This is a genomic window from Kitasatospora sp. NPDC004272 (assembly GCF_053603035.1).
The window spans coordinates 47826-69420 of record NZ_JBSGET010000026.1 but is presented as its reverse complement, the minus strand read 5'-3'; the positions used below and the strand labels follow the sequence as shown (position 1 = coordinate 69420).

The 21595-nt window shown below is 73.2% G+C and carries 20 protein-coding genes; 4 read left to right on the top strand and 16 right to left on the bottom strand.

All coding sequences use genetic code 11. From position 1 onward, the window contains the following. Positions 1-98 precede the first annotated feature (98 nt). Positions 99-923 carry a MarR family winged helix-turn-helix transcriptional regulator gene (locus tag ACWEO5_RS11470; RefSeq protein WP_452162196.1) on the bottom strand — a complete coding sequence of 275 codons (825 nt, stop codon included), beginning with the start codon at positions 921-923 and terminating at the stop codon, positions 99-101. Positions 924-1407: 484 nt separating this feature from the next. On the opposite strand from ACWEO5_RS11470, the gene fabG reads away from it, so the two are divergent. The 4 genes from fabG to ACWEO5_RS11450 all read left to right on the top strand — a co-directional run bounded on the left by fabG (position 1408) and on the right by ACWEO5_RS11450 (position 4277). Next, a complete protein-coding gene (gene fabG, locus ACWEO5_RS11465; RefSeq protein WP_452162195.1) occupies positions 1408-2193 on the top strand; it encodes a 3-oxoacyl-ACP reductase FabG in 786 nt (261 codons plus the stop codon). Positions 2194-2389: 196 nt separating this feature from the next. Beyond that, positions 2390-2581, top strand: coding sequence for a hypothetical protein (locus tag ACWEO5_RS11460; RefSeq protein WP_344550622.1), 192 nt, complete (start codon positions 2390-2392; stop codon positions 2579-2581). Between the two features lie 415 nt (positions 2582-2996). After that, the gene (locus ACWEO5_RS11455) at positions 2997-3908 is read left to right on the top strand and encodes a phosphatase PAP2 family protein (protein ID WP_452162194.1); all 912 of its coding nucleotides are present in this window, start codon (positions 2997-2999) and stop codon (positions 3906-3908) included. Positions 3909-4001: 93 nt separating this feature from the next. Then, complete coding sequence (locus tag ACWEO5_RS11450; RefSeq protein WP_344550624.1) at positions 4002-4277, top strand: DUF6343 family protein; 276 nt, start codon at positions 4002-4004, stop codon at positions 4275-4277. Positions 4278-4287: 10 nt separating this feature from the next. Here ACWEO5_RS11450 and ACWEO5_RS11445 read toward each other — a convergent pair whose 3' ends face one another. The 15 genes from ACWEO5_RS11445 to ACWEO5_RS11375 form a co-directional block, all read right to left on the bottom strand. After that, on the bottom strand, positions 4288-5679 hold the full coding sequence (locus ACWEO5_RS11445) for an aspartate aminotransferase family protein (RefSeq protein WP_452162193.1): 1392 nt from the start codon (positions 5677-5679) through the stop codon (positions 4288-4290). Between the two features lie 22 nt (positions 5680-5701). Further along, complete coding sequence (dxs, locus tag ACWEO5_RS11440) at positions 5702-7627, bottom strand: 1-deoxy-D-xylulose-5-phosphate synthase (protein WP_452162192.1); 1926 nt, start codon at positions 7625-7627, stop codon at positions 5702-5704. 126 nt (positions 7628-7753) lie between these two features. Beyond that, on the bottom strand, positions 7754-8779 hold the full coding sequence (gene hpnH / locus ACWEO5_RS11435) for an adenosyl-hopene transferase HpnH (protein ID WP_452162191.1): 1026 nt from the start codon (positions 8777-8779) through the stop codon (positions 7754-7756). A 3-nt stretch (positions 8780-8782) separates the two neighbouring features. Further along, positions 8783-9451, bottom strand: a complete 669-nt coding sequence (locus ACWEO5_RS11430; protein WP_452162190.1) for a phosphorylase family protein — start codon at positions 9449-9451, stop codon at positions 8783-8785. Next, positions 9448-11406, bottom strand: a complete 1959-nt coding sequence (gene shc, locus ACWEO5_RS11425) for a squalene--hopene cyclase (protein ID WP_452162189.1) — start codon at positions 11404-11406, stop codon at positions 9448-9450. Before shc ends, ACWEO5_RS11430 begins: the two co-directional genes overlap by 4 nt. 7 nt (positions 11407-11413) lie before the next feature. After that, the gene (locus ACWEO5_RS11420; protein ID WP_452162188.1) at positions 11414-12487 is read right to left on the bottom strand and encodes a polyprenyl synthetase family protein; all 1074 of its coding nucleotides are present in this window, start codon (positions 12485-12487) and stop codon (positions 11414-11416) included. Positions 12488-12573: 86 nt separating this feature from the next. After that, entirely contained in the window at positions 12574-13971 is a 1398-nt protein-coding gene (gene hpnE, locus ACWEO5_RS11415) for a hydroxysqualene dehydroxylase HpnE (protein WP_452162187.1), read from the bottom strand. A gap of 94 nt (positions 13972-14065) precedes the next feature. Continuing rightward, positions 14066-14923: a presqualene diphosphate synthase HpnD gene (gene hpnD / locus ACWEO5_RS11410; protein ID WP_344550752.1), complete on the bottom strand. Its 858-nt coding sequence runs from the start codon at positions 14921-14923 to the stop codon at positions 14066-14068. Between the two features lie 41 nt (positions 14924-14964). After that, positions 14965-15885 carry a squalene synthase HpnC gene (gene hpnC / locus ACWEO5_RS11405; RefSeq protein WP_452162186.1) on the bottom strand — a complete coding sequence of 307 codons (921 nt, stop codon included), beginning with the start codon at positions 15883-15885 and terminating at the stop codon, positions 14965-14967. Positions 15886-16077: 192 nt separating this feature from the next. Further along, complete coding sequence (locus ACWEO5_RS11400) at positions 16078-16890, bottom strand: ABC transporter ATP-binding protein (protein WP_452162185.1); 813 nt, start codon at positions 16888-16890, stop codon at positions 16078-16080. Further along, on the bottom strand, positions 16883-17854 hold the full coding sequence (locus ACWEO5_RS11395) for an ABC transporter permease (RefSeq protein ID WP_344550635.1): 972 nt from the start codon (positions 17852-17854) through the stop codon (positions 16883-16885). The genes ACWEO5_RS11400 and ACWEO5_RS11395 overlap by 8 nt, the downstream gene beginning before the upstream one ends. A 119-nt stretch (positions 17855-17973) precedes the next feature. Further along, positions 17974-18858, bottom strand: coding sequence for a glycosyltransferase family 2 protein (locus ACWEO5_RS11390; RefSeq protein WP_452162184.1), 885 nt, complete (start codon positions 18856-18858; stop codon positions 17974-17976). Next, positions 18855-19592, bottom strand: a complete 738-nt coding sequence (locus tag ACWEO5_RS11385; protein WP_452162198.1) for a CDP-alcohol phosphatidyltransferase family protein — start codon at positions 19590-19592, stop codon at positions 18855-18857. Before ACWEO5_RS11385 ends, ACWEO5_RS11390 begins: the two co-directional genes overlap by 4 nt. Before the next feature lie 70 nt (positions 19593-19662). Further along, complete coding sequence (locus ACWEO5_RS11380; RefSeq protein WP_344550637.1) at positions 19663-20724, bottom strand: iron-containing alcohol dehydrogenase family protein; 1062 nt, start codon at positions 20722-20724, stop codon at positions 19663-19665. Beyond that, the gene (locus tag ACWEO5_RS11375; protein WP_344550638.1) at positions 20712-21467 is read right to left on the bottom strand and encodes a phosphocholine cytidylyltransferase family protein; all 756 of its coding nucleotides are present in this window, start codon (positions 21465-21467) and stop codon (positions 20712-20714) included. The genes ACWEO5_RS11380 and ACWEO5_RS11375 overlap by 13 nt, the downstream gene beginning before the upstream one ends. Between the last annotated feature and the right edge of the window lie 128 nt (positions 21468-21595).

Below are 21595 nucleotides of genomic sequence, written 5' to 3'. Positions count from 1 at the left end.
CCGAGCGGGTGCCGGCCCCTTCCGTCGCGTCCGGCCGGTGCCGCGTGGCCGGCCGGGCGCTGGCCGCCCGGCGAGCCGGGCGGCGCTGTGCAGAATCGTTACAGCCGGGCTGCCTTGGCGAGCAGCGTCAGCGCCTGCACGTGCTCGTGCGGCTCCAGCGGGGAGAGCAGCGCCTCCTGGACCTCGCGGACCCCGGCGGTGGAGCGGTGCAGCAGCTCCTGGCCGGCCGGGGAGAGCGAGAGCAGGTTGCGGCGCCCGTCCGAGGGGTCGCGGCGGCGCAGCACCAGGCCGCGCCGGACCAGCCGGCTGACCATCTCGGCCATCGTCGCCTTGTCGAGCGAGGCGAGCTCGCCGACCGTGCGCTGGTCGGCGCCCGGTTCGGTCTCCAGCGCGTCCAGCACCGCGTACTGAGGAGCCGTCAGCTCGGTGCCGACCTTCTCCGACCAGAGCTTGGTGTGGACCTGCTGGGCGACCCGGATCAGGTAGCCGATGGCCCGCTGGGCGTCCAGCGTCGGCCGGGCGTCCGTCATCACGGCGACGGCCCCCGGTTCCAGCCGGGCTATCCGGGCCATGATCCGGACGATCTCCAGCTGCTCGTCCGGGCCGAGCGGCTCGAACAGGGTCCGCTGGACCCGGACCACGCCGCCGGTCGCCTCGCGGACGGCCTGAGCGCCGTTCTGCGAGAGCGCCAGCAGCTTGCGCCGGCCGTCGGCCGGGTCCCTGCGGCGGAGCACCAGGCCCCGCCGGACCAGCCGGGCGACCATCTCGGCCATCGTCGCCTTGTCGAGCGAGGCCCGTTCGCCGACCGTGCGCTGGTCGGCTCCGGGCTCCAGTGCCAGTACCAGCAGCACCGCGAACTGCGGAGCCGTCAGCTCGGTACCGACGTATTCGGACCACAAGCGGGTGTGCACCTGCTGGGCCACGCGGATGAGGTGACCGGGCGACTGCTGCAGTCGGCCGGGCACGCGGGTTGTCGGGATCTCCCCCAGCACCATGAAATCCGTCCCGGTGTCACGCGCGGGTGTGTGTGGGACACCCGCGCGGGGCAGTAACGGCGAGTGAGCATCCCGCTGTGAGAGAGGACGCGCCGGCCGTGCAGCCGGTGGCTGCTGGCGCACACTATACAAACGGTCGGCCTGGACCGGCAGGTAGGGGCGCAGAGTAGTCGCAGGATTGGCGAAGTTGGCATATTTCCCCCGTATGTCGGGACCACGCCCAACCTGGTTCACCCGCTCGGCCGCTTTTCGCCCTCACCCTCTGTCACCTGCGGCGCTGCCCCCTGGCCGGAAATCCTACTCATCGGTAGGGTTGCCGCGCTGCGCCCTGCGCAACTCATTTATTTCTCATCGACGGGTCACCGGCCCGCGCCGCTCCCGTCGTCCGACTTCGAGAGAGACGAGTACGAAGATGACCGAGCAGAGCACGTCCGTGACCGCCGGCACTCCGGCGCGGGTGGCCGTGGTGACGGGTGCGGCCCGCGGGATCGGCGCCGCCACCGCGCTCCGGCTGGCCGCGGACGGTTACGCCGTCGCCGTGGTCGACCTGACGGAGGCCGGCGCCGAGGGCACCGCCGAGGCGGTCCGGGCCGCGGGCGGCCGCGCGCTGGCCGTCGGCGCGGACGTGTCGGACGCCGAGCAGGTGGAGGCCGCGGTGGAGCGGATCGCCGCCGAACTCGGCGCCCCGGTGGTGCTGGTGAACAACGCGGGCGTGCTGCGCGACAACCTGCTGTTCAAGATGTCCGAGTCGGACTGGGACACCGTGCTGGACGTGCACCTCAAGGGCGCCTTCCTGATGACCCGCGCGGTGCAGAAGCACATGGTGGCGGCCGGTTTCGGACGGGTCGTCAACCTGTCCTCCTCCTCCGCCCAGGGCAACCGGGGCCAGGCCAACTACTCGGCCGCCAAGGCCGGCCTGCAGGGCTTCACCAAGACCCTGGCCATCGAGCTCGGCAAGTTCGGCGTCACCGCCAACGCGGTCGCCCCCGGCTTCATCGCCACCGACATGACCGCGGCCACCGCGGCCCGGGTGGGCATGGAGTTCGAGGCGTTCAAGCAGGCCGCCGCCTCCGCCATCCCGGTCCAGCGGGTCGGCGTGCCGGAGGACATCGCGCACACCATCTCCTTCCTGGCCTCCGAGGGCGCGGGCTTCGTCTCCGGCCAGGTGATCTACGTCGCGGGCGGCCCGCTCGACTGACCCCGCCGCCCGCCCCGCCGAGCGCGCCGGAGGGCCCGACCGTCCGGTCGGGCCCTCCGGCGTGTTTCGTGGTGCGCCGCCCCGGGCCCGGGTCCAGACTCGATGGCAGACCTCCCGCCGCCGGCCCCGGCGGCGGGCGCGCCCCCGCCGGAGGGGCCGCCCGGGCCCTCCGGCGCTCCACCCACGGAGGATCTTGATGACCGATTCCACGGACAGCGAGTCCGAGCCGACCCCGGACCACCTGCTGCACACCGGGGCGGAGAGCCCGGTCGACCCCGAGGACCTGGTGATGGCCTCGGGGCGCACCCCCACGCCGGAGCTGGTCGAGAAGGCCAGGAAGGACCTGGAGGAGCAGGGCGCGGCGGCCGTCGAACGCCTGCTGCCCTGAGCCCGGCGCCCGCCCGAGACGGCGGCCGATTTCCCCGGAGACGACCCGGAAGTGACCTGGGTCACGGGAAATCGGCCGCTGATTCGTTCCCGCACTACCCTCCGGGCAATTGGAGAAACCACCCGAATGCAGTCACCCGGAGCGCCGGGGAGCGTGATTTGGCCCACTCCCCGCCCCCTTTCCCGCTCCGCTACGCGCGTCCTGAACTGCCGCTATGGAGAAACGGGGTACGACACGTCACCACCGGGTGACAGATGCCCCGAATAGCCCGGACGCCCGGGGGTCGCCCGGTAATGTCGAAGCCGTGCCAGCCGATCCTGAATCCCCCGAGCAGCAGATATCGACCGCACCGCGCACGGTTCCGGTCCGTTCCGGTCAGGAATCTCCAACCGGAGCGTCGGAATCCGCGTTCCCCTTGATCAGCCGGCGGCACGCCCTGCTCTTCGGCCTGGTCGGGCTGCTCTACCTGGCGGTGGTGCTGGCCATCCTGTACGACTCCCCGCTGGTCGACCTGGACTGGTCGCTCCAGCAGTTGCGCCCCTACAAGCAGTGGCCCGGGGCGCTGCCCTACCTGGACATCTGGGTGGTCGCCGGGCAGCGCGGCCCCACCGCGATCGCGGCCTGCCTGTGGCTGGGCTGGCGCTGCTACCGCTCGCACTCGGCGCGGCCGCTGCTGGTGATGGGCATGGCGCTGCTGCTGCTGAACGTCACGGTCGGCGGGGTGAAGATCCTGACCGGCCGGCTGGGCCCGCACTACGCGCACTACGTGGGCTCGCCCGAACTGTTCTCCGGCGGCAGCATCTTCCCCTCCGGGCACACCGCGAACGCCGTGGTCACCTGGGGCGTGCTGGCCTACCTGGCGACCCGCTGGCGGCGGACCGGATCGGTGCTCGCGGCGCTCACCGCGGCCTCGATCGGGCTGACCACCGTCTACCTGGGCACCCACTGGATCTCGGACGTGTTCGCGGGCTGGGCGGCGGGCGCGCTGGTGCTGCTCTCGCTGCCGCTGGCCGAGCCGGCCGTCGCCGCGCTGGACCGCCGGGTGCTGGCGGCCTGGCACCGGGAGGGCCGCTTCGCCCAGCCGGCCACCGCGCCCCGGCCGCGCCCGGCGGCGGCCCGCCCGTCCTGGCCGGCCCCGGGCCGCCCGCTGCCGGCCCACCCTCAGCCCGCCCAGGCACGCTCCACGGTGCCGTCCCGGACCGTCAGGTTGAGCCGGTCCGACCGGTACTCCATGGTCAGCGGCTCGTCCGGCCCCACCACCCGCACCGTCCGCCAGCCCCGTTCGGCGGCCAGCGCCCGGGCCGGTTCCACCCGCAGCCCCGGGTAGTCCGCCACCCGGTCGTCCGTCCGGTCCGCCATCCGCCGCCTCCCCGTTCCCGCACAGTCCTAGGCTGGAAGGATACGAGGGAGGCGGTTGCGTATGCGGCGTGCCAGGACGCCGAAGGTGTGGCTGAGCGGAACGGAACCGGCCACCGCCCGCAGTGACCTGAAGCTGCGGTTCCTGCTGTCGGTGCTGTTCCTGCCGTTCTTCGCGCTGTGCACGGCGGGCTTCGCGGTGTGGGCCGCGCTGGCCCCGGCGCACGGCGCGCCGAGCAGCGGGACGCTGACCGTGTTCGCGGTGGGCTGCGGGGTGCTGACGCTGCTCGCGGCGGCGGACCTGTGGGTGGTGGTCCGCCGCCGCCGCACCGAGCTCTGAGCGCCGCGGGTCAGCGCGAGCCGACCGCCTGCTTGACCAGGGTGCGCCCGAAGTCCCACATCAGGCCGCTGCCCCGGTGGGCGTCGTCCATGACCTCGGTGAAGGCGTCGACGAAGCGGTCGACCTCCTTCTCGGTGACGATCAGCGGCGGGATCAGCTTGATCACCTCCAGGTGGTCGCCGGAGACCTGGGTGAGGATCCGGTGCCGCTGGAGCAGCGGGACGACCACCATCTGCGCGAACAGGCCCTTGCGGGCGGCCTGCAGCGCCGTCCAGCCGGTGCGCAGCTTGAGCGACTTGGGGCGGCCGAACTCGATGCCGATCATCAGCCCGCGCCCGCGCACCTCGGCGAGCAGCTCGTACCGCTCGGTCAGCGCCGCCAGCCGGTTCCGGAACAGCTCGCCGACCTTCGCGGCGTTCTCCACCACGCCCTCCTGCCGCATCACGTGCAGGGTGGCCAGCCCGGCGGCCATCGCCTGGGCGTTGGAGCCGAAGCTGGCGGAGTGCACCAGGACCCGGTCCATCGAGGAGTACACCTTCTCGAAGATCCACGACTTGCCGAGCGTCGCCCCGATCGGCACGTACCCGCCGGAGAGTGCCTTGGCGGCGCACACCAGGTCGGGGCGGACGCCCTCCTCGGCCTGGTAGGCGAAGAAGGTGCCGGTGCGGCCGACGCCGGTCTGCACCTCGTCGCAGATCAGCAGCGCCTTGTGGGCGTGCAGCAGTTCCTGGGCGGCGGCCAGCCAGCCGGGCGGCGGGGCGAGCACGCCCTTGCCCTGGATCGGTTCGACGATCAGCGCCGCGACGTCGCCCTTCTTCAGCTCCTTGCGCAGCGCGTCCAGGTCGCCGAGCGGGATCGCGGTGTCCGGCAGCAGCGGGTCGAAGCCCTTGCGGAAGCCGCCCTCGCCGTTGACCGAGAGCGAGCCGGCGGTGAGGCCGTGGAAGGCGTGGTCGCAGTACAGGACGCGGCGCTTGCCGGTGGCGTACCGGGCGAACTTGAGCGCCGTCTCGACCGCCTCGGTGCCGCTGTTGCCGAAGAACACCCGGTCGAGGCCGGGCGCGTGGGCGATCAGCTGCTCGGCGAGCAGGCCGGGCAGCGGGGAGCAGTCGAAGCGGGTCAGGTCGGCCGTCTCCAGCTCCATCACCTGCTCGATCGCGGCCCGGACGGCGGGGTGGTGCCGGCCGAGCGCGAAGATGCCGAACCCGGCGAGCATGTCGAGGTACTCGTTGCCCTCGGCGTCGTAGAAGTACGGCCCCTTGGCGCGTTCGTAGTACCGGTCGAAGCCGATGGTGTGCAGCATCCGGGGCAGCTGCGGGTTGAGGTAGCGGGCGTGCAGCTCGTAGCGCTCGCCGCCCCGGGCGTCGAGCAGGGCGGCGAGGTCGAGCGGTTCGGCCTGGGTCACGCTGGTTCGCTCCAATCGGTGGCTACTTGCGCGGCACCCTGGGCCGATACTCCTGGGCGCCGCTCCGCGTGCCGGGCAGCAGGCGGCGGGCGTAGGCGGCGGTCTGGGCGGCGACGCCGGTGCCGGTGAGTCCGATCTCCTCCAGGATCTCGCCGCGCGAGGCGTGCGCCAGGAACTCCTGCGGGACGCCCAGGTCGCGCAGCGGCACGTCGACCTCGGCGTCCCGCATGGCCTGGGCGACGGCGGCGCCGACGCCGCCGGCCCGCCCGTTGTCCTCGACGGTGACCACCATCCGGTGCGCGGCGGCCAGTGCGACCAGCGCGGGGTCGACCGGCTTGACCCAGCGCGGGTCGACGACGGTGGCGGTGATCCCGTCGGCGGCCAGCAGCGCGGCGGCGTCCAGGCAGGCGGGGGCCATCGGGCCGACCGCGACCAGCAGCACGTCGGGGCTGGGTCCGGTGCGGGCCAGCACGTCGACGCCGCCGATCCGTTCGATCGCCGGGACCTCGGGGCCGAGGTCGCCCTTGGGGAAGCGCACCACGGTGGGGGCGTCCTCGACCGCGACGGCCTCCCGGAGCTGCTCGCGCAGCCGGTCGGCGTCGCGCGGGGCGGCCAGCCGCAGCCCGGGGACGACCTGCAGGATCGACATGTCCCACATGCCGTTGTGCGAGGCCCCGTCGTTGCCGGTGACCCCGGCCCGGTCGAGCACGAAGGTGACGCCGAGCCGGTGCAGCGCGACGTCCATCAGCACCTGGTCGAAGGCCCGGTTCAGGAAGGTCGCGTAGACCGCGACGACCGGGTGCAGCCCGCCGGTGGCCAGGCCGGCGGCGGAGGCCACCGCGTGCTGCTCGGCGATCCCGACGTCGTAGGTGCGCCCGGGGTGCGCGGCGGCGAACGGGCCGAGCCCGACCGGGTGCAGCATCGCGGCGGTGACGGCGACCAGGTCGGGGCGCTCGGCGCCGAGGGCGAGCATCTCCTGGCTGAACACCGACGTCCAGGAGGCGCCCGCGGACGGGGAGATCGGCAGGCAGGTGTACGGGTCGATCGGGCCCACCGCGTGGAAGCGGTCGGCCTCGTCCTGCTCGGCGGGGCGGTAGCCGCGGCCCTTGACGGTCAGGCAGTGCACGATGACCGGGCCGCCGAAGTGCCGGGCCTGGCGGAGCGCCTGCTCGACGGCGGCGATGTCGTGGCCGTCGATCGGGCCGAGGTACTTCAGGCCGAGGTCCTCGAACATGCCCTGCGGGGCGAAGGCGTCCTTGAAGCCCTTCTTCGCGCCGTGCAGCGCGTCGAACAGCGGCGGGCCGACCACGGGGGTGCGCTGCAGGGCGTCCTTGCCCCAGGCGAGGAAGCGCTCGTAGCCGCGGGTGGTGCGCAGGGTGGCGAGGTGGTGGGCGAGGCCGCCGATGGTCGGCGAGTAGGAGCGCTCGTTGTCGTTGACGACGATGACCAGCGGGCGGTCCTCGGCCTCGGCGATGTTGTTGAGCGCCTCCCAGGCCATGCCGCCGGTGAGCGCGCCGTCGCCGATCACGGCGACGGTGCAGCGATCGACGCCGAGCAGCTGGTTGGCCTTGGCGATGCCGTCGGCGTAGCCGAGCGCGGTGGAGGCGTGCGAGTTCTCGATCAGGTCGTGCTCGGACTCGGCCCGCGAGGGGTAGCCGGACAGCCCGTCCTTGGCGCGCAGCCGGCTGAAGTCCTGCCGGCCGGTCAGCAGCTTGTGCACGTACGCCTGGTGGCCGGTGTCCCACAGGACGCGGTCGTGCGGGGAGTCGAAGACCCGGTGCAGGGCGATGCTGAGCTCGACCACGCCGAGGTTGGGGCCGAGGTGGCCGCCGGTGCGGGTGACGGCGTCGATCAGGAAGTCGCGGATCTCGTCGGCGAGCAGCGGCAGCTGCTCGGGGTGCAGTCGTCTGAGGTCGGCGGGCCCGGTGATCCGGCTCAGCAGTGGCATGGCGTACCCCTCCGGCTGGTTCGGTGTGCGTGGACTGTCGGTGTCCAGCCTGCGGCCCGGCGGTCGCGGTCGCCCGTCGGCGTGGGCCGCCCGTATGGGGTACGGGCGGCCGTGCCGGGGTCCCGGTCAGACCGCCTTGGGCGAGGCGAGGGTCTCCCGGGCGGCCCGGATCGACTCCTTGAGCGAGCCCATGGTGGCGAGCACGGCGGTCGGTTCGTACCCGCAATGGGCCATGCAGTTGTCGCAGCGCGGGTCACGGCCGCGGCCGTACTTGTCCCAGTCGGTCTTCTCGATCAGCTCGCGGTAGGTGGGGACGTAGCCGTCCGACATCAGGTAGCAGGGGCGCTGCCAGCCGAACAGCGAGTAGTTCGGGATGCCCCAGGCGGTGCACTCGAAGTCGACCTTGCCCTCCAGGAAGTCCAGGAACAGCGGGCTGTGGTTGAGCCGCCAGCGCCGCCGGTTGCCGCCGGAGAACGCCTTGCGGAACAGCTCGCGGGTCTGCTCGACCCCGAGGAAGTGCTCCTGGTCGGGGGCCTTCTCGTACGCGTAGGCCGGGGAGATCATCATCTCGTCGACCTTGAGGTCGTCGTTGAGGAAGTCCAGCACCTCGACCACGGTCTGCGCGGTGTCGGTGTTGAAGAAAGTCGAGTTGGTGGTGACCCGGAAGCCCCGCCGCTTGGCCTCCTTGATCGCCTCGACGGCCTCCGCGAACGTCCCCTCCTTGGCCACCGAGGCGTCGTGCCGCTCCTCCAGCCCGTCGATGTGGACCGCGAAGGTGAAGTACGGCGAAGGGGTGAACTTGTCGAGCTTCTTGCGCAGCAGCAGGGCGTTGGTGCACAGGAAGACGTACTTGCGGCGCTCCACCAGCTGGCGGACGATCTCGTCGATCTGCGGGTGCATCAGCGGCTCGCCGCCCGCGATGGAGACCATCGGGGCGCCGCACTCCAGGACCGCGCCGACCGCCTGGGCGACCGGCATCCGCTGCTTGAGGACGCCCGCCGGGTGCTGGATCTTCCCGCAGCCCTCGCACTTGAGGTTGCAGGCGAACAGCGGCTCCAGCTCGACGATGAGCGGGAACTTCTTCCGTCCCCTGATCTTCTGCTGCATGAGGTAGGTGGACACGCGGACGGTCTGACGCAGCGGCATGGCCATTGCTTAGCTCGCCTCCTGGGGGAGCGTCGAGGGCTGTGGGTTCGTCAGCTGGGCGGGTGTGGCGACGGCCTGCCGGTGCCACGCGGTGAGGGCCGGGACGGCGGAGCGCAGGGCCCGCCAGGCGCGCACCCCGGCCGGCAGGGTGCCGGGGCGGACCAGTTCCCGTTCGGGGGTGTCGACGACCACCCGCAGCACGGCCGCGGGCAGGTCGGGGGCGTGCCGGGCGCGGGCGGCCAGCACGGCGGCGGCCTCCATGTCCACGGCGAGCGCGCCCTCCGCGTGCAGCCGGGCCCGCTCGGCGCCGCGCACCACCCGGTCGGCGGTGCGGTGGGTGCCGAGGTGGACCCGCAGGCCCGCCTCCTCCAGCGCGGTGGCCAGCGCGGCCGCGGAGGCCAGCGGGTGGTCGCCGCCCTCGGCGTCGGTGACCCGGTCGGCGACGATCACCTCGCCGGGGCGCACCCCGGGCCCGAGCGCGGCGCCGAACCCGGCCACCAGCAGCGCGCCGTAGCCGCCCGCGTCGAGCAGCGCGGCGGCCTTGCGGCCGGCGGCCCGGCGGCCCATCCCGGTGCGGGCCAGCACCGCCGGGCCGCCGGCCGCGCCGGACCAGTCGCCGCCGCGCAGCGCCCAGGCCTCCGGCCCGAGCGCGCACAGCACCAGTAGCGGATCCGTCATCGCTCACCGCCCCGGCCGAGCGGGGCGTCGTGCACGTAGCGGCCGAGCGCGGTGACCGGGAAGACCAGGCGGTACAGGTGGTAGTTGATGGAGAAGTCCCAGGGGAAGCCGGTGCCGGTGAACTGCGGTTCGTCCCACGTGCCGTCCTCGCGCTGGGTGCCGGTGAGCCAGCCGACGCCGCGCTCGACCGCCTCGGACCCGCGCTCGCCGGCGGCGAGCAGCGCCATCAGCGCCCAGGCGGTCTGCGAGGCGGTGGACTCGCCGCGGCCGGCCCAGGTGGCCGGGTCCTCGTAGGAGCGCATGTCCTCGCCCCAGCCGCCGTCCGGGTTCTGCCGGTCGGCCAGCCAGGCGACGGCGCGCCGGACCGCGGGGTGGCCGGGGGTGATCCCGGCGGCGATCAGGGCGGGCACCACCGAGCCGGTGCCGTAGATGTAGTTGGTGCCCCAGCGGCCGAACCAGGAGCCGTCGGCCTCCTGGTGGCGCAGCAGCCAGGCGACGCCGCGCCGGGTGCGCGGGTCCCGGGCGCGGCCGGTCTCGGCGAGCATCTCCACCACGTGCGCGGTGACGTCCGCCGAGGGCGGGTCGATGACCTCGCCGAAGTCGCAGAACGGGAGCTTGTTGGGGAGCTTGCTGGTGTTGTCGGCGTCGAAGGCGCCCCAGGCGCCGTCCTTGGACTGCATGCCGAGGTTCCAGTCGACGGCCCGCTCGACGGCACCGGCCAGCCGGGCGGTGTCGGGGTGGTCGATCCGGCGCAGCGCGAGGACCACCTCGGCGGTGTCGTCCACGTCCGGGTAGGTGTCGTTCTGGAACTCGAAGGCCCAGCCGCCGGGGGCCAGCCGGGGGCGCTTGACGGCCCAGTCGCCGCGGGTGGTGACCTCCTCGCCGAGCATCCAACCGCCGGCCCGGACCAGGGCGGGGTGGTCGCCGGGCAGTCCGGCGTCGCGCAGCGCGATGGCGGCCAGGCAGGTGTCCCAGACCGGGGACTGGCACGCCTCCATCCAGCGCTTGCCGTCCTCGGTGTGCACGGTGAAGGAGTCGAAGGCAGCGAGGCCGGCCCGCATCACCGGGTGGTCGAGCCGGTAGCCCATCAGCCGCAGCGCGATCAGCGAGTAGACGGCGGGCGGCTGGATGCCGCCCCAGCAGCCGTCGGCCTCCTGGCGCTCGATGATCCAGGCGGTGGCCTGCCGCAGGGCCAGGCGGCGCAGCGGTTTGATGGCGTGCCGGCGGTAGCGGTGCATCAGCTGGTCGAGCCGCTGGAAGAGGCCGTCCCAGCTGTGCGCGGGGGCGAGCGGCCGGACGGGGTACGGGTCGGCCGGGTCGGTGTGCAGTTCGGTGAGGCCGAACGGGGCGGGGCGGACCGGGCGGTGCGCGGAGACCACGGTGAGCGGGACGATGGTCTGCCGGGCCCACTGGCCGAAGGAGTAGATGTTCAGCGGGGCCCAACTGGGCAGGAACAGCACCTCGGGGGGCAGTTCGGGGAGCTTCTCCCAGGGCCACCAGCCGAACAGCGCGAGCCAGATCCGGGTGAACACCCGGCTGGCGGCGATGCCGCCGCGCTCGCGGACGAAGGCGGCGGCGGCCCGCATGTGCGGGGCGTCCGCGGCGTCCCCGGCGAGCCGGAGGGCCACGTACGCCTCGACGGTGGTGGAGAGCTCGGGCGGGCCGCCGTGGAAGGTGGCCCAGGTGCCGTCCTCCCGCTGCCGGGAACGGATCCAGGCCGCGGTGGCCCGGGTCTGCTCCTCGGTGCGGATGCCCAGGAACTCCCTGAGCAGCAGGTCTTCGGCGTCCATGGTGACGTTGGTCTCCAGGTCGCCCTTCCACCAGCCGTCGGCGTGCTGGAGTGACAGCAGGTGTGCGGTGGCGCGGCTGAGCGCCGCCGCTGGTGAGGAATCGTCAGATCGTGTTACTGCAACTGAGGTTTGGGGTCCGAGCCTTCCACCCGCGGTTGCTGTCACTCTTACGTCACCTCTCTCTGACCACCACGAATTCGGCGAGTGCGACGAAGTGCTCGCGCACCTCGTCGGCCATGGGCACCTCGCCGAGGGCGGCGAGGGCGGTGTCGTACTGGCGGCGGGCCTCTTCCTGCGTCCAGGCCCGGCCGCCGGCCCGCTCGATCAGCGCGGCGCGGTCGGCGAGCAGCTGCTCGCTCTCCTCGCCGCGGCCGGTCGGGTCGGCCAGCTGTGCGGCCAGCTCGCGGGAGGCGGCGCCCCCCTCGGCCAGCGCGGCGCACACCGGCAGCGACTTCTTCCGCGACCGGAGGTCGCTCCAGTGCGGCTTCCCGGTCACCTCGGTGGCGCCCCAGATGCCCAGCAGGTCGTCCACCGCCTGGAACGCGAGCCCGAGGTGGTAGCCGTACCGCTGGAGCGCGTCGGACACCCGGTCGTCGGCGCCGGCCAGCACCGCGCCGATCGCCGCCGAGGCCGCCAGCAGGGCGCCGGTCTTGCCGCCCTCCATGGCCAGGCACTCCTCGACCGTCACCGCGTCGCGCTGCTCGAACGAGACGTCCAGCGCCTGCCCGTCGATCAGCCGCCGGGTGGCGGTGGTGATCAGCCGGACGGCGCGGGCGGCGTCGGCCGGGTCGGCCCCGCCGGTCACCGCGGCGTCCAGCAGGACCTCGGTGCCGAGGGTGGCCAGCGCGTCGCCGACCAGCACGGCCTGCGCCGGGCCGAACACCGTCCAGGCGGTGGCCCGGTGCCTGCGCGTCTCGTCACCGTCCATCAGGTCATCATGGAGGAGCGAGAAGTTGTGCACCAGCTCGACCGACACGCCGCCGGGTACGCCCACCTGCGCGTTCGCGCCCACCGCCTCGGCCGACAGCAGGGCCAGCGCCGGGCGCACGGCCTTGCCGCCGTCGCCCGCGGCGGGCTTGCCGTCCCGGTCGATCCAGCCGAAGTGGTAGGCGGCGACGGTGTCCATCGGTGCCGCCAAACGGGCGACGGCCGCGCGCATCGGCGGCGTGCAGAGCGTGCGTCCGCGCGCCAGCAGGTCGAGGACGGTCGGGGTGTCCTCGACCGTCGAGCCGGTGCGTGCCTCCACGTGCGTTCCCTCTCGGTACGTCCGGCCGGCCGCGGCGGGCGGTCGGACGGGTGCGGTGTCAGTGGTCGGGGGGCGGGGGCTCGGCGTCATCGTGGCCACCGCCCGTCTCCCCGGTCGACCGGGAGCCGGCCGTGGCCGGCCAGGGCGGCGTCGGCCGCAGCGTGGCCGCTGCGCACCGCACCCTCCATGGTCGCTGGCCAACCCGTGGCCGTCCAGGACCCTGCGAGCAGGACGCCGGGCACCGCGGTGCGCGCGCCGGGGCGCAGGGCGGCGGTGCCGGGCGCCGGGTCGAAGGTCGCGGTGCGCTCCCGGGTGACGAAGAAGTCCAGCACCCGGGCCCCGCGGGCGGCGGGCAGCAGCCGCTCCAGCTCCGGCAGGTAGCGGGCGCGCAGCTCGGCGACCGGCAGGTCGATCTCGTCCTCGACGGCGGACTGCGAGACGGCCAGGTACTGGGCGCCGGGGACGGCCAGCCCGGAGTGCCGGGTGCGGTCGAAGACGAACTGCACCGGGGAGCCGAGCGCCGCGAAGAACGGACGGCGGATCAGCCGCCGGTCGTAGACCGCGTGCACGTTGAGGATCGGGGCGGTGCCGAGCTCGGCCAGCCGGTACCGGGCCGGGATCGCGCCGTCCGGCAGCAGGGCGGCCGCGGCGTCCTGGGCGCCGGCCAGCACCACGGTGTCGGCGGTGAGCAGTTCGCCGCCCTCCAGCCGGACGGCGTTCTGCTCGGCGGCCTTCAGCTCGGCGACCCGGCTGCGCAGCCGGACCCGGACGCCGGCCCGCTCCAGCTCGGCCACCGCCCGGTCGTGGTGGATCTCGCCGAGCGGGACGTTCGCCGCGCCGATGTCGGCGGCGCCCGGCTCGGAGAGCAGGCCGGTCTTGAAGACCATCGCGGCCAGCGCCATCGAGGTGCGGTCGGCGGTGGCGTTCAGGGTGGCCACGCCGACCAGGTCCCAGACGGCGGCCACGGTGGCCGGGGTCTGGCCGTGCCGGCGCAGCCAGTCGCCGAAGGAGAGGTCGTCCAGCGCCGGGTCGGCGAGGTCGAGCTTCTGCAGGGCGAGCGCGCCGCGCACCACCCGCAGCCGGTCGGCCGGGCTCAGGTGCCGGTAGGTGGCGAGGCTGCCGGCCAGGTGCAACGGGACGGGCAGTTCGGCGCGGCGCAGCCGGCCGAGGGTGCGGGTGCCGTCGGGGGCGACCGAGAGCACCGGCACGTCCAGCCGGGGCTGGAGGTCGACCAGGCCGTTCGCGCCGAGCCGGTCGACCAGGCCGCGGTAGGCGGTGCAGCAGCGCAGGTAGACGTGCTGGCCGTTGTCGACGGTCAGTTCGCCGCGCTTGAAGGAGAAGGCCAGGCCGCCGAGCCGGGGGCGGGCCTCCAGCAGGGTGGTGCGCACGCCCGCGTCGGCGAGGCGGAGGGCGGCGGTGATGCCGGCCAGGCCGCCGCCGACCACCACCGCGGTCCGCTCGCGCTGCGCTTTCGGCGTGCTCATCGGTCCTCCCGGACGGCGGTGGACGGTGGGCACAACAACGTGCGCATGCGTCGTGATTCCCTGTTGACACAGCGTGACAGAACTGGCGCGAGAATCAAGAACGCCCTCCGGCGAGCCCGGACAGTGCCACGTACGCCTTCTCCCAGCCCGGCAGGGAGACCCGGCCGCGGAGCACCGCGCGCGGGTCGGCGGAGATCCGGCCGAGCAGGCGGTGGTAGATCCCGGCCATCGCGGCGGTGGCGGCGCGGCTGCGGCGGTCGAGCATCGGCAGCAGCCGCAGGCCCTCCTCGAAGGCGCGCTGGGCGCGTTCGGCCTCGAAGGCGACCAGACCGGTGAAGTCGGCGCCGACCGGGAGGGCGGGCAGGGCGAAGCCCTGCTGGCAGCCGAACCGGACCAGGTCCTCGGTGGGCAGGTAGGTGCGGCCGTTCAGGGCGTCCTCGCGCAGGTCGCGCAGGATGTTGGTGAGCTGCAGGGCCAGGCCCAGGGTGTCGGCGTACTCGGCGCCGCGCTCCCAGTCCTCGCAGCCGTAGACGCCCAGCGAGAGCCGGCCGACCGAGCCGGCCACGCAGCGGCAGTAGACCTTGAGCTCCTCGAAGGTGGCGTACTCGACGCCCTTGAGGTCCATCTCGACGCCGTCGACCAGTTCGTCGAAGCCGCCCAGCGGGATCGGGAAGCGGCGGGCCGCGTCCGCCAGGGCGACCTTGATCGGGTCGGTGTCGTCCTCGCCGACCGCGCCCGCCCGGACCTCGTCCAGCAGGACGCGGGTGCGGGCCAGCGCCTCGGCCTTCTGCTCGGCGGGCAGGTCGCCGTCGCCGATGTCGTCGACCCGGCGGGCCAGCGCGTACAGCGCCGACATCGCCAGCCGCTTGGCCTCGGGCAGCAGCCGGATGCCGTAGCTGAAGTTGCGGGCCTGCAGGGCGGTGACCGCCTCGCAGTACCGGTAGGCCGCCATGACCGGCGCGGACGCCAGTGGTGATGCCCCCACGCGGGCGCTCACCTTCCCTTCGCGAAGAGTGCCGCCGCCCGGCCGGCCAGGCGGCGCTTGTCGGGCTTCGCCCGGTGCGCGAGCACGTCGAACCTGACCGCCTCGACGGCGTCCAGGGCCGCGTACCCGCCGGCGGTGAATCCCGCCAGCAGCAGTCGGAGCCTCCCGTGAACCGTACCCACCAGCGGCGCGCCGCGGTCGAGCAGGGTCCGGGCCCGGCTCGCCTCCCAGGCGATCAGCTGGCGCACGCCGCGGCTCGCGGTGTCGGCGGCGAGGTCGTCCTCGGTGACGCCGAAGGCCGCGAGGTCCTCCTGCGGGAGGTAGATCCGGCCGCGTTCGAGGTCCTCGGCGACGTCCTGGAGGTGCTCGACGATCTGCAGCGCGGTGCAGATCGCGTCGGACAGCTCGATCCGCTCCGGGGTGGCGCGGCCGGCCAGGGCGAGCACCAGGCGGCCGACCGGGTCGGCGGACAGGGTGCAGTAGTGGCGCAGGTCCGCGTAGGTGGCGTAGCGGGCGGTGGTCTGGTCCACCCGGTTGGCCTCGATCAGCCGGCGGAACGGCTCGGGGGTGACGGCGTGCCGTTCGACCAGCGGGACCAGCCGGCGCAGCAGCGGGTGCCGGGGCTCGCCGGGGTCGGTGCCCAGGACGGTGCCGTGCGGGGCCGGGTCGTCGCCGAGGGCGGTGGCGAAGACCCGGTCGAGGTCGCGCTCCAGGCCGTCCAGCAGGGCGAGCCGGAAGCCCTCGTCGCCGGGCCCGCCCGGGACGTCCAGCAGCCGGGCGACGGCGGCCGGGTCGGCGAGGTCGCCGTCGCCGGCGTCGTCGACCAGGCGGGCGAAGCCGTAGACCGCCATCAGGTCGCCGCGCCAGGCGGCGGGCAGGAAGCCGGGGGCGACCGGGAAGTTCTCCAGGTCGGCCTTGTCCAGCGTCACCGCCGCTGTCTGGTTATCTGACTTAGTTGAATCCGACACTGCCGTCACTCCCCCGTTCTACACCGGGCCGCACCGCCACCGCGCCACGGACACGCATCCGCCGTCGCCCCTTCACCCGCCGCACGGCGCAGGGCCGGTGCCCGGGGATCCGCTCCCCGCGCACCGGCCCTGCGCCCCGCGACCCGCCCCCGTTCAGGGGCGGTCGCCCTTCTCGTAGCGGCGGACCACCTCGTCGGTGTGCCCGTCCATGATCAGCTCGCCGTGCTCGATCCAGATCGTCCGCTCGCAGGTCTCGCGGATCGCGTTGTTGTCGTGGCTGACCAGGAAGACCGTACCGGCCTCCTTGCGCAGCTCGTTGATCCGGGCCTTGGAGCGCTGCTGGAAGCCCTGGTCGCCGGTGGCGAGGGCCTCGTCGATCAGCAGCACGTCGTGGGTCTTCGCCGCCGCGATGGAGAACCGCAGGCGGGCGCCCATGCCGGAGGAGTACGTGCGCATCGGCAGCGAGATGAAGTCGCCCTTCTCGTTGATGCCCGAGAAGTCGACGATGCCCTGGTAGCGCTTGCGCACCTCGGACGGGGACATGCCCATCGCCAGGCAGCCGAGCACCACGTTGCGCTCGCCGGTCAGGTCGTTCATCAGCGCCGCGTTGACGCCCAGCAGCGAGGGCTGCCCCTGGGTGTAGATGCCGCCGCGCTCGGTCGGCAGCAGGCCGGCGATGGCCGCCAGCATGGTCGACTTGCCGGAGCCGTTCGAGCCGATCAGGCCGATCGCCTCGCCCTTGTACGCGGTGAAGCTGATGCCGCGCACCGCGTGCACCTCGCGGATCGTGGGCGACTTCTTCCGGGTGATGATCCGGCTCAGCGCCGAGGTGGCGCTGCCCTTGCCGGAACCGGCGCCGTGCACCTTGTAGACGATGTGCACATCGTCCACCACCACGGTGGGGACCTGGGCCTGGTTGTCCACCACGGTGGTCTCCTTGACGGTGTCGAGAGCTGCGTCAGCCACGGCCGTACTCCTCCTCTGCCTTCCAGAAGAACACGAAGCCGACGGCGAAGGCGACGACCCCCCAGGAGGCGGCCATGATCCAGATGTGGTCGGGGAGGATCAGCGCCTTCGGCAGCGCGTTGCCGTGGGCGTCCCAGCCGCCCGGGTAGAGCTTCTTGTCGAAGCTCTCGGGCATGAAGGCGTAGCGGATCAGGTCCATGTAGACCACGGCCGGGTTCCACGAGTAGACCGTCTGCCAGATCGGCGGCCACTTCTCGATGAAGCTCGACACGCTGTACATCACGCCCGAGACGTACATCCAGGTGCGCAGCAGGAACGGCATCAGCTGCGAGATGTCGGAGGTCTTGGAGCCGATCCGGGCCATCACCAGGGCGAGGCCGGTGTTGAACATCGACTGGAACACCAGCGCCGGGATGATCAGCAGCCAGGTCATGCCCGGGGTGATGCCGTTCAGCAGCACGATGACGACCAGCACCACCATCGAGATCAGCAGCTGCTGGAGCTGGATGATGGTGAAGGCGATCGGCAGGCTGGCGCGCGGGAAGTGCAGCGCCCGGATCAGGCCCAGGTTGTCGGAGATCGACCGGGTGCCGGCCTGGATCGCGCTCTGCGAGAACTGGAAGATGAAGACGCCGATGCACAGCCAGGCGATGTAGTTCGGGACGGTGTCCCGGTTGCTCATGATCAGACCGAAGACCAGGTAGAACACCGCGCAGTTCAGCAGCGGGGTGAGCACCTGCCAGACCTGGCCGAGCTTCGCCGTGGTGTACTGCGCGACCAGCCGGGCGGTGGCGAACGCACTGATGAAGCTGCGCCGGGCCCAGAGCTGGCGGACGTACTGCGGCAGGCTCGGGCGCTTGCCGCTGACGGACAACCCGTACTTGTCCGCCAACTGCTTCGGGGTCAGACCCGCGTCGGAACCCCTTGGTGCGGAGAGGTTCACCGGGTCACTCAGTGTCGACACATTCGTCCTTCAGGGGGTCGAAATCCCCCGCCGGGGGGACGGGGCGGGGGACCGGGGCGTACCACGGGAGCTCTGGTCTGCTTGGTGATCGGCCGGGGGAGGGAGCCGAACCGCCGCGATCAGATGATTGGCGGTCTGCCGAGCCTGGTCAAGCGCCAGACGGTGGACCACTTCATCGGCCGGCGCGGGCCGCAGGACTCCTTCCAGCCTGCCCGGAAACCGCCGAGCCAGGCCCGCAGCCCCTCCTTCGAGGGACGCCGGAGCACGGTCAGCAGGAACCAGGTTCCCAGGTAGAGAGGCACCAGGAGGGCCGGAAGGTTCCGCCGGGCCAGCCAGACCCGGTTGCGGGCCACGTTGTGGAAGTAGGCGGCGTGCCGGGCCGGGGAGGTCGCCGGGTGGTGGAGCACCACGTCCGGGCGGTAGTCGATCGACCAGCCGGCGTCCAGCGCGCGCCAGGCCAGGTCGGTCTCCTCGTGCGCGTAGAAGAACTCCGCCGGCAGCTGCCCGGCCTGCGGGAACACCGCGCTGCGCACCGCGCTGGCGCCGCCCAGGAAGGTGGTGACCCGGGAGCCGTGCATCGGGTCGCTGGCGCGCAGCCGGGGCACGTGCCGGCGCTGGGTGGTGCCGGTCTCCGGGTCGGCGATCCGGAACGAGACGATGCCCAGCGCCGGGTCGGCGGTGAACGCCGCGCGCAGCAGCTCGGCCGAGTCGGTGTTCGGCAGCAGGCCGTCGTCGTCCAGGAAGAGCACCGCGTCGACGTCCCGGCCGTCCGGGCCGAACAGCTCGATGCCGACGTTGCGGCCGCCCGGGATGCCGAGGTTCTCCGGCAGCTCGGCAGTGCGCACCCCCGCGGGCAGCGGAGGCAGCGGGGCGCCGTTGCCGACCACCGCGAGCTCCACCGGCGGGCCCTGCTGGGCGCGCACCGACTCGATCAGCGCGTTCAGCTCGGCGGGCCGGTTGCCCATGGTGATGATGACCGCGCCGAGGCGGAAGGCGTCGCTCATCGCAGCCTGCTGGACAGCACGATGGACAGCAGGTGCAGGACGGTCTGCAGGACCGCGATGGCGGCCAGCACCACGACCGCGAGCCGGGTGAAGAACAGGTCGCCGCGGACCGCGTCGGCGATGCCGGCGGCCAGGATGAACAGCGACGCCTCGACCGCGCCGACCAGGCGGTGGAACTTGAGCAGCGAGGCGGCCCGGCGGGCCTTGGCCACCGTGTTCGAGCGCGGCACCGAGGCGCTGTCCTCGACGGCGGTCATCCCGGAGCGGGCGCGGGCCACGTCGACCAGGTCGGTCTCGGACTTGATCAGGATCGCGCCGAGCGCGGCCAGCGTGCCCAGGAAGGCCCACTGCCAGGCGGCGTGCGCGCCCTCGCGGTGGAACAGGTCGGCGGCGCGCAGGCCCAGGCCGGTCAGCAGCGCGGCCTCGGACATGTAGTGGCCGACCCGGTCCAGGTAGACGCCGGTCAGCGAGGTCTGCCGGCGCCAGCGGGCCACCTCGCCGTCCACGCAGTCCAGCAGCAGGTAGACCTGGATCAGCACCGCGCCGAGCACCGCGCCGGTCAGGCCGGGCACCAGCAGGGCGAGGCCGGCCAGGATGCCGGTGAGCATCATCAGGTAGGTCAGGCCGTTGGGCGTGATCGCCGTGACGGTCGACAGGACCCGGGTGATCCGCAGCGAGATCTTCCGCATGTAGAGGCGGCCGGCCCAGTGCTCGGCGCTGCGGCGCTGCAGCATCCCCTCGGGATGGATCACCGCCCGCAGTTCCTCGATCGACGGGCGCCGGGTGAGGTCGACCGGCGGACGTTCAGCTGTTGACGGCTTGGACATAGTCGGCGTACGCGTCCCTGATGTCTGTGGCGGAGAGGTCGAGGTGTTCGAGGATGGTGAAGCGCCCCGGTCTGGTGTTCGGAGCGTAGTGCACCGCTTCGGTGAACTCCGCGTCGGTGAAGCCGAGCTGATCGGCGGTCACCGGCAGGCCGTGGAAGCGCAGGCGCTCCACGATCAGCCCGGACAGTTCCCGTTCGCCCCGCAGGTGGCAGGCGAAGGCGGCGCCGAGGCCGACCTGCTCACCGTGCTGGCCGGGCCGTTTGGGGTGCAGTTCGACCAGGGCGTGCGAGATCTCGTGGCAGGCGCCCGAGCTGGGCCGGGTGCTGCCCGCGATGTTCATCGCGATGCCGGACAGTACCAGGGCTTCCGCCAGCGTGGTCAGCAGGTCCGGGTCCTCCAGGGTGCCCGGGTGCCGGAGCAGGTTCTCGCCCGCCGAACGGGCCATCGCGACGGCCAGTCCGTCGACCGGTTCGCCGGTCACCGCGTGCGAGAGCTCCCAGTCCGCGCAGGCGGAGATGTTGGAGACCGCGTCGCCGATCCCGGCCGCCACGAACCGCTTCGGGGCCTTGGCGATCACGTCCAGGTCGACCACGATGCCGATCGGGCTGGGCACCCCGTAGGAGCCGCGGCCGGCGTCGTTGTCGAGGGTGGAGACCGGGGAGCAGAGGCCGTCGTGGGCGAGGTTGGTGGCGACCGCGACCACGGGCAGGCCGACCCGCGCCGCGGCGTACTTCGCCACGTCGATGATCTTGCCGCCGCCGAGGCCGACCAGGGCGTCGTAGTGGCCGCGGCGGATCTCGTCGGTCAGCCGCACCGCGCTGTCCAGGGTGCCGTCGGCCACCCGGTACCAGTCGGCGCCGGGCAGCGCGGGCTCCAGGCGCTCGCGCAGCAGTTCGCCGGAGCCGCCGCTGATCGCCACCGCGATCCGGCCGCCGGACGACAGCCGCCGGTCGGCCAGGATCCCGCCGAGCGAGTCGAGGGCGCCCGCGCGGATCTCCACGAAGACCGGCGAGGGCACCAGGCGGGTCAGTACTGGCACGCGATCTCCCGGGCCTTGGCGAGGTCGTCGTGGTTGTCGACCTCGACCCAGGAGACCTCGCCGATCGGCTGCACGTCGACGGTCAGGCCGCGGTCGACCATCTCCTGGTAGCCGTCCTCGTAGTACAGCTGCGGGTCGCGCTCGTAGACCGCCTTCAGCGCGTCGGCCAGCGGGCCGGCCGCCGAGGGGTTGATCACGGTGACGCCGATGTACTCGCCGGTGGCGTCCAGCGGGTCCATCAGCTTGGTGATCCGGCGCACCCCCAGCTCCGGGTCGACGACGACCTTCATCTCCTCGTCGGCGAGCTTCTTCACGGTGTCCAGCGCGAGCAGGATCCCGGGGGCGCGGCCCTCCTTGATCCGGCGGTCGTTGCCGTCCAGCATGGTGCGCTGCACCGAGGCCGGGTGCACGGTGTCGCCGTTGGCGAGCAGCAGGCCCTCGGCGAACAGCTCGCGGGCGCACCACAGCGAGTAGGCGTTGTTCCACTCCTCGGCCTTGTCGTTCTCGACCAGGGTGAGCTTCACGCCGTACTTCCGCTCCAGCTCCTGCTTGCGCTCGTGCACCGCCTCCTTGCGGTAGCCGACCACGATCGCGGCCTCCCGCAGCCCGACCTCGGCGAAGTTCCCCAGGGTCAGGTCGAGCACCGTCCGCTCACCGTCGACCGGCACCAGCGCCTTGGGGAGGGTGTCGGTGTACGGACGGAGCCGGCGGCCGGCGCCGGCGGCCAGGACGAGGCCGATCATGCGGGACTCCAAGGGGGGATCGGGGGTCGCGCGGCGCCGATCCGGGTCGGAGGTACCGTGCGGGTCTGGTGCGGCCGCGGCTGCGGCGCGCCGGGCGGACGGCCGCTGCGGGCCGCCCGGTGCCACTG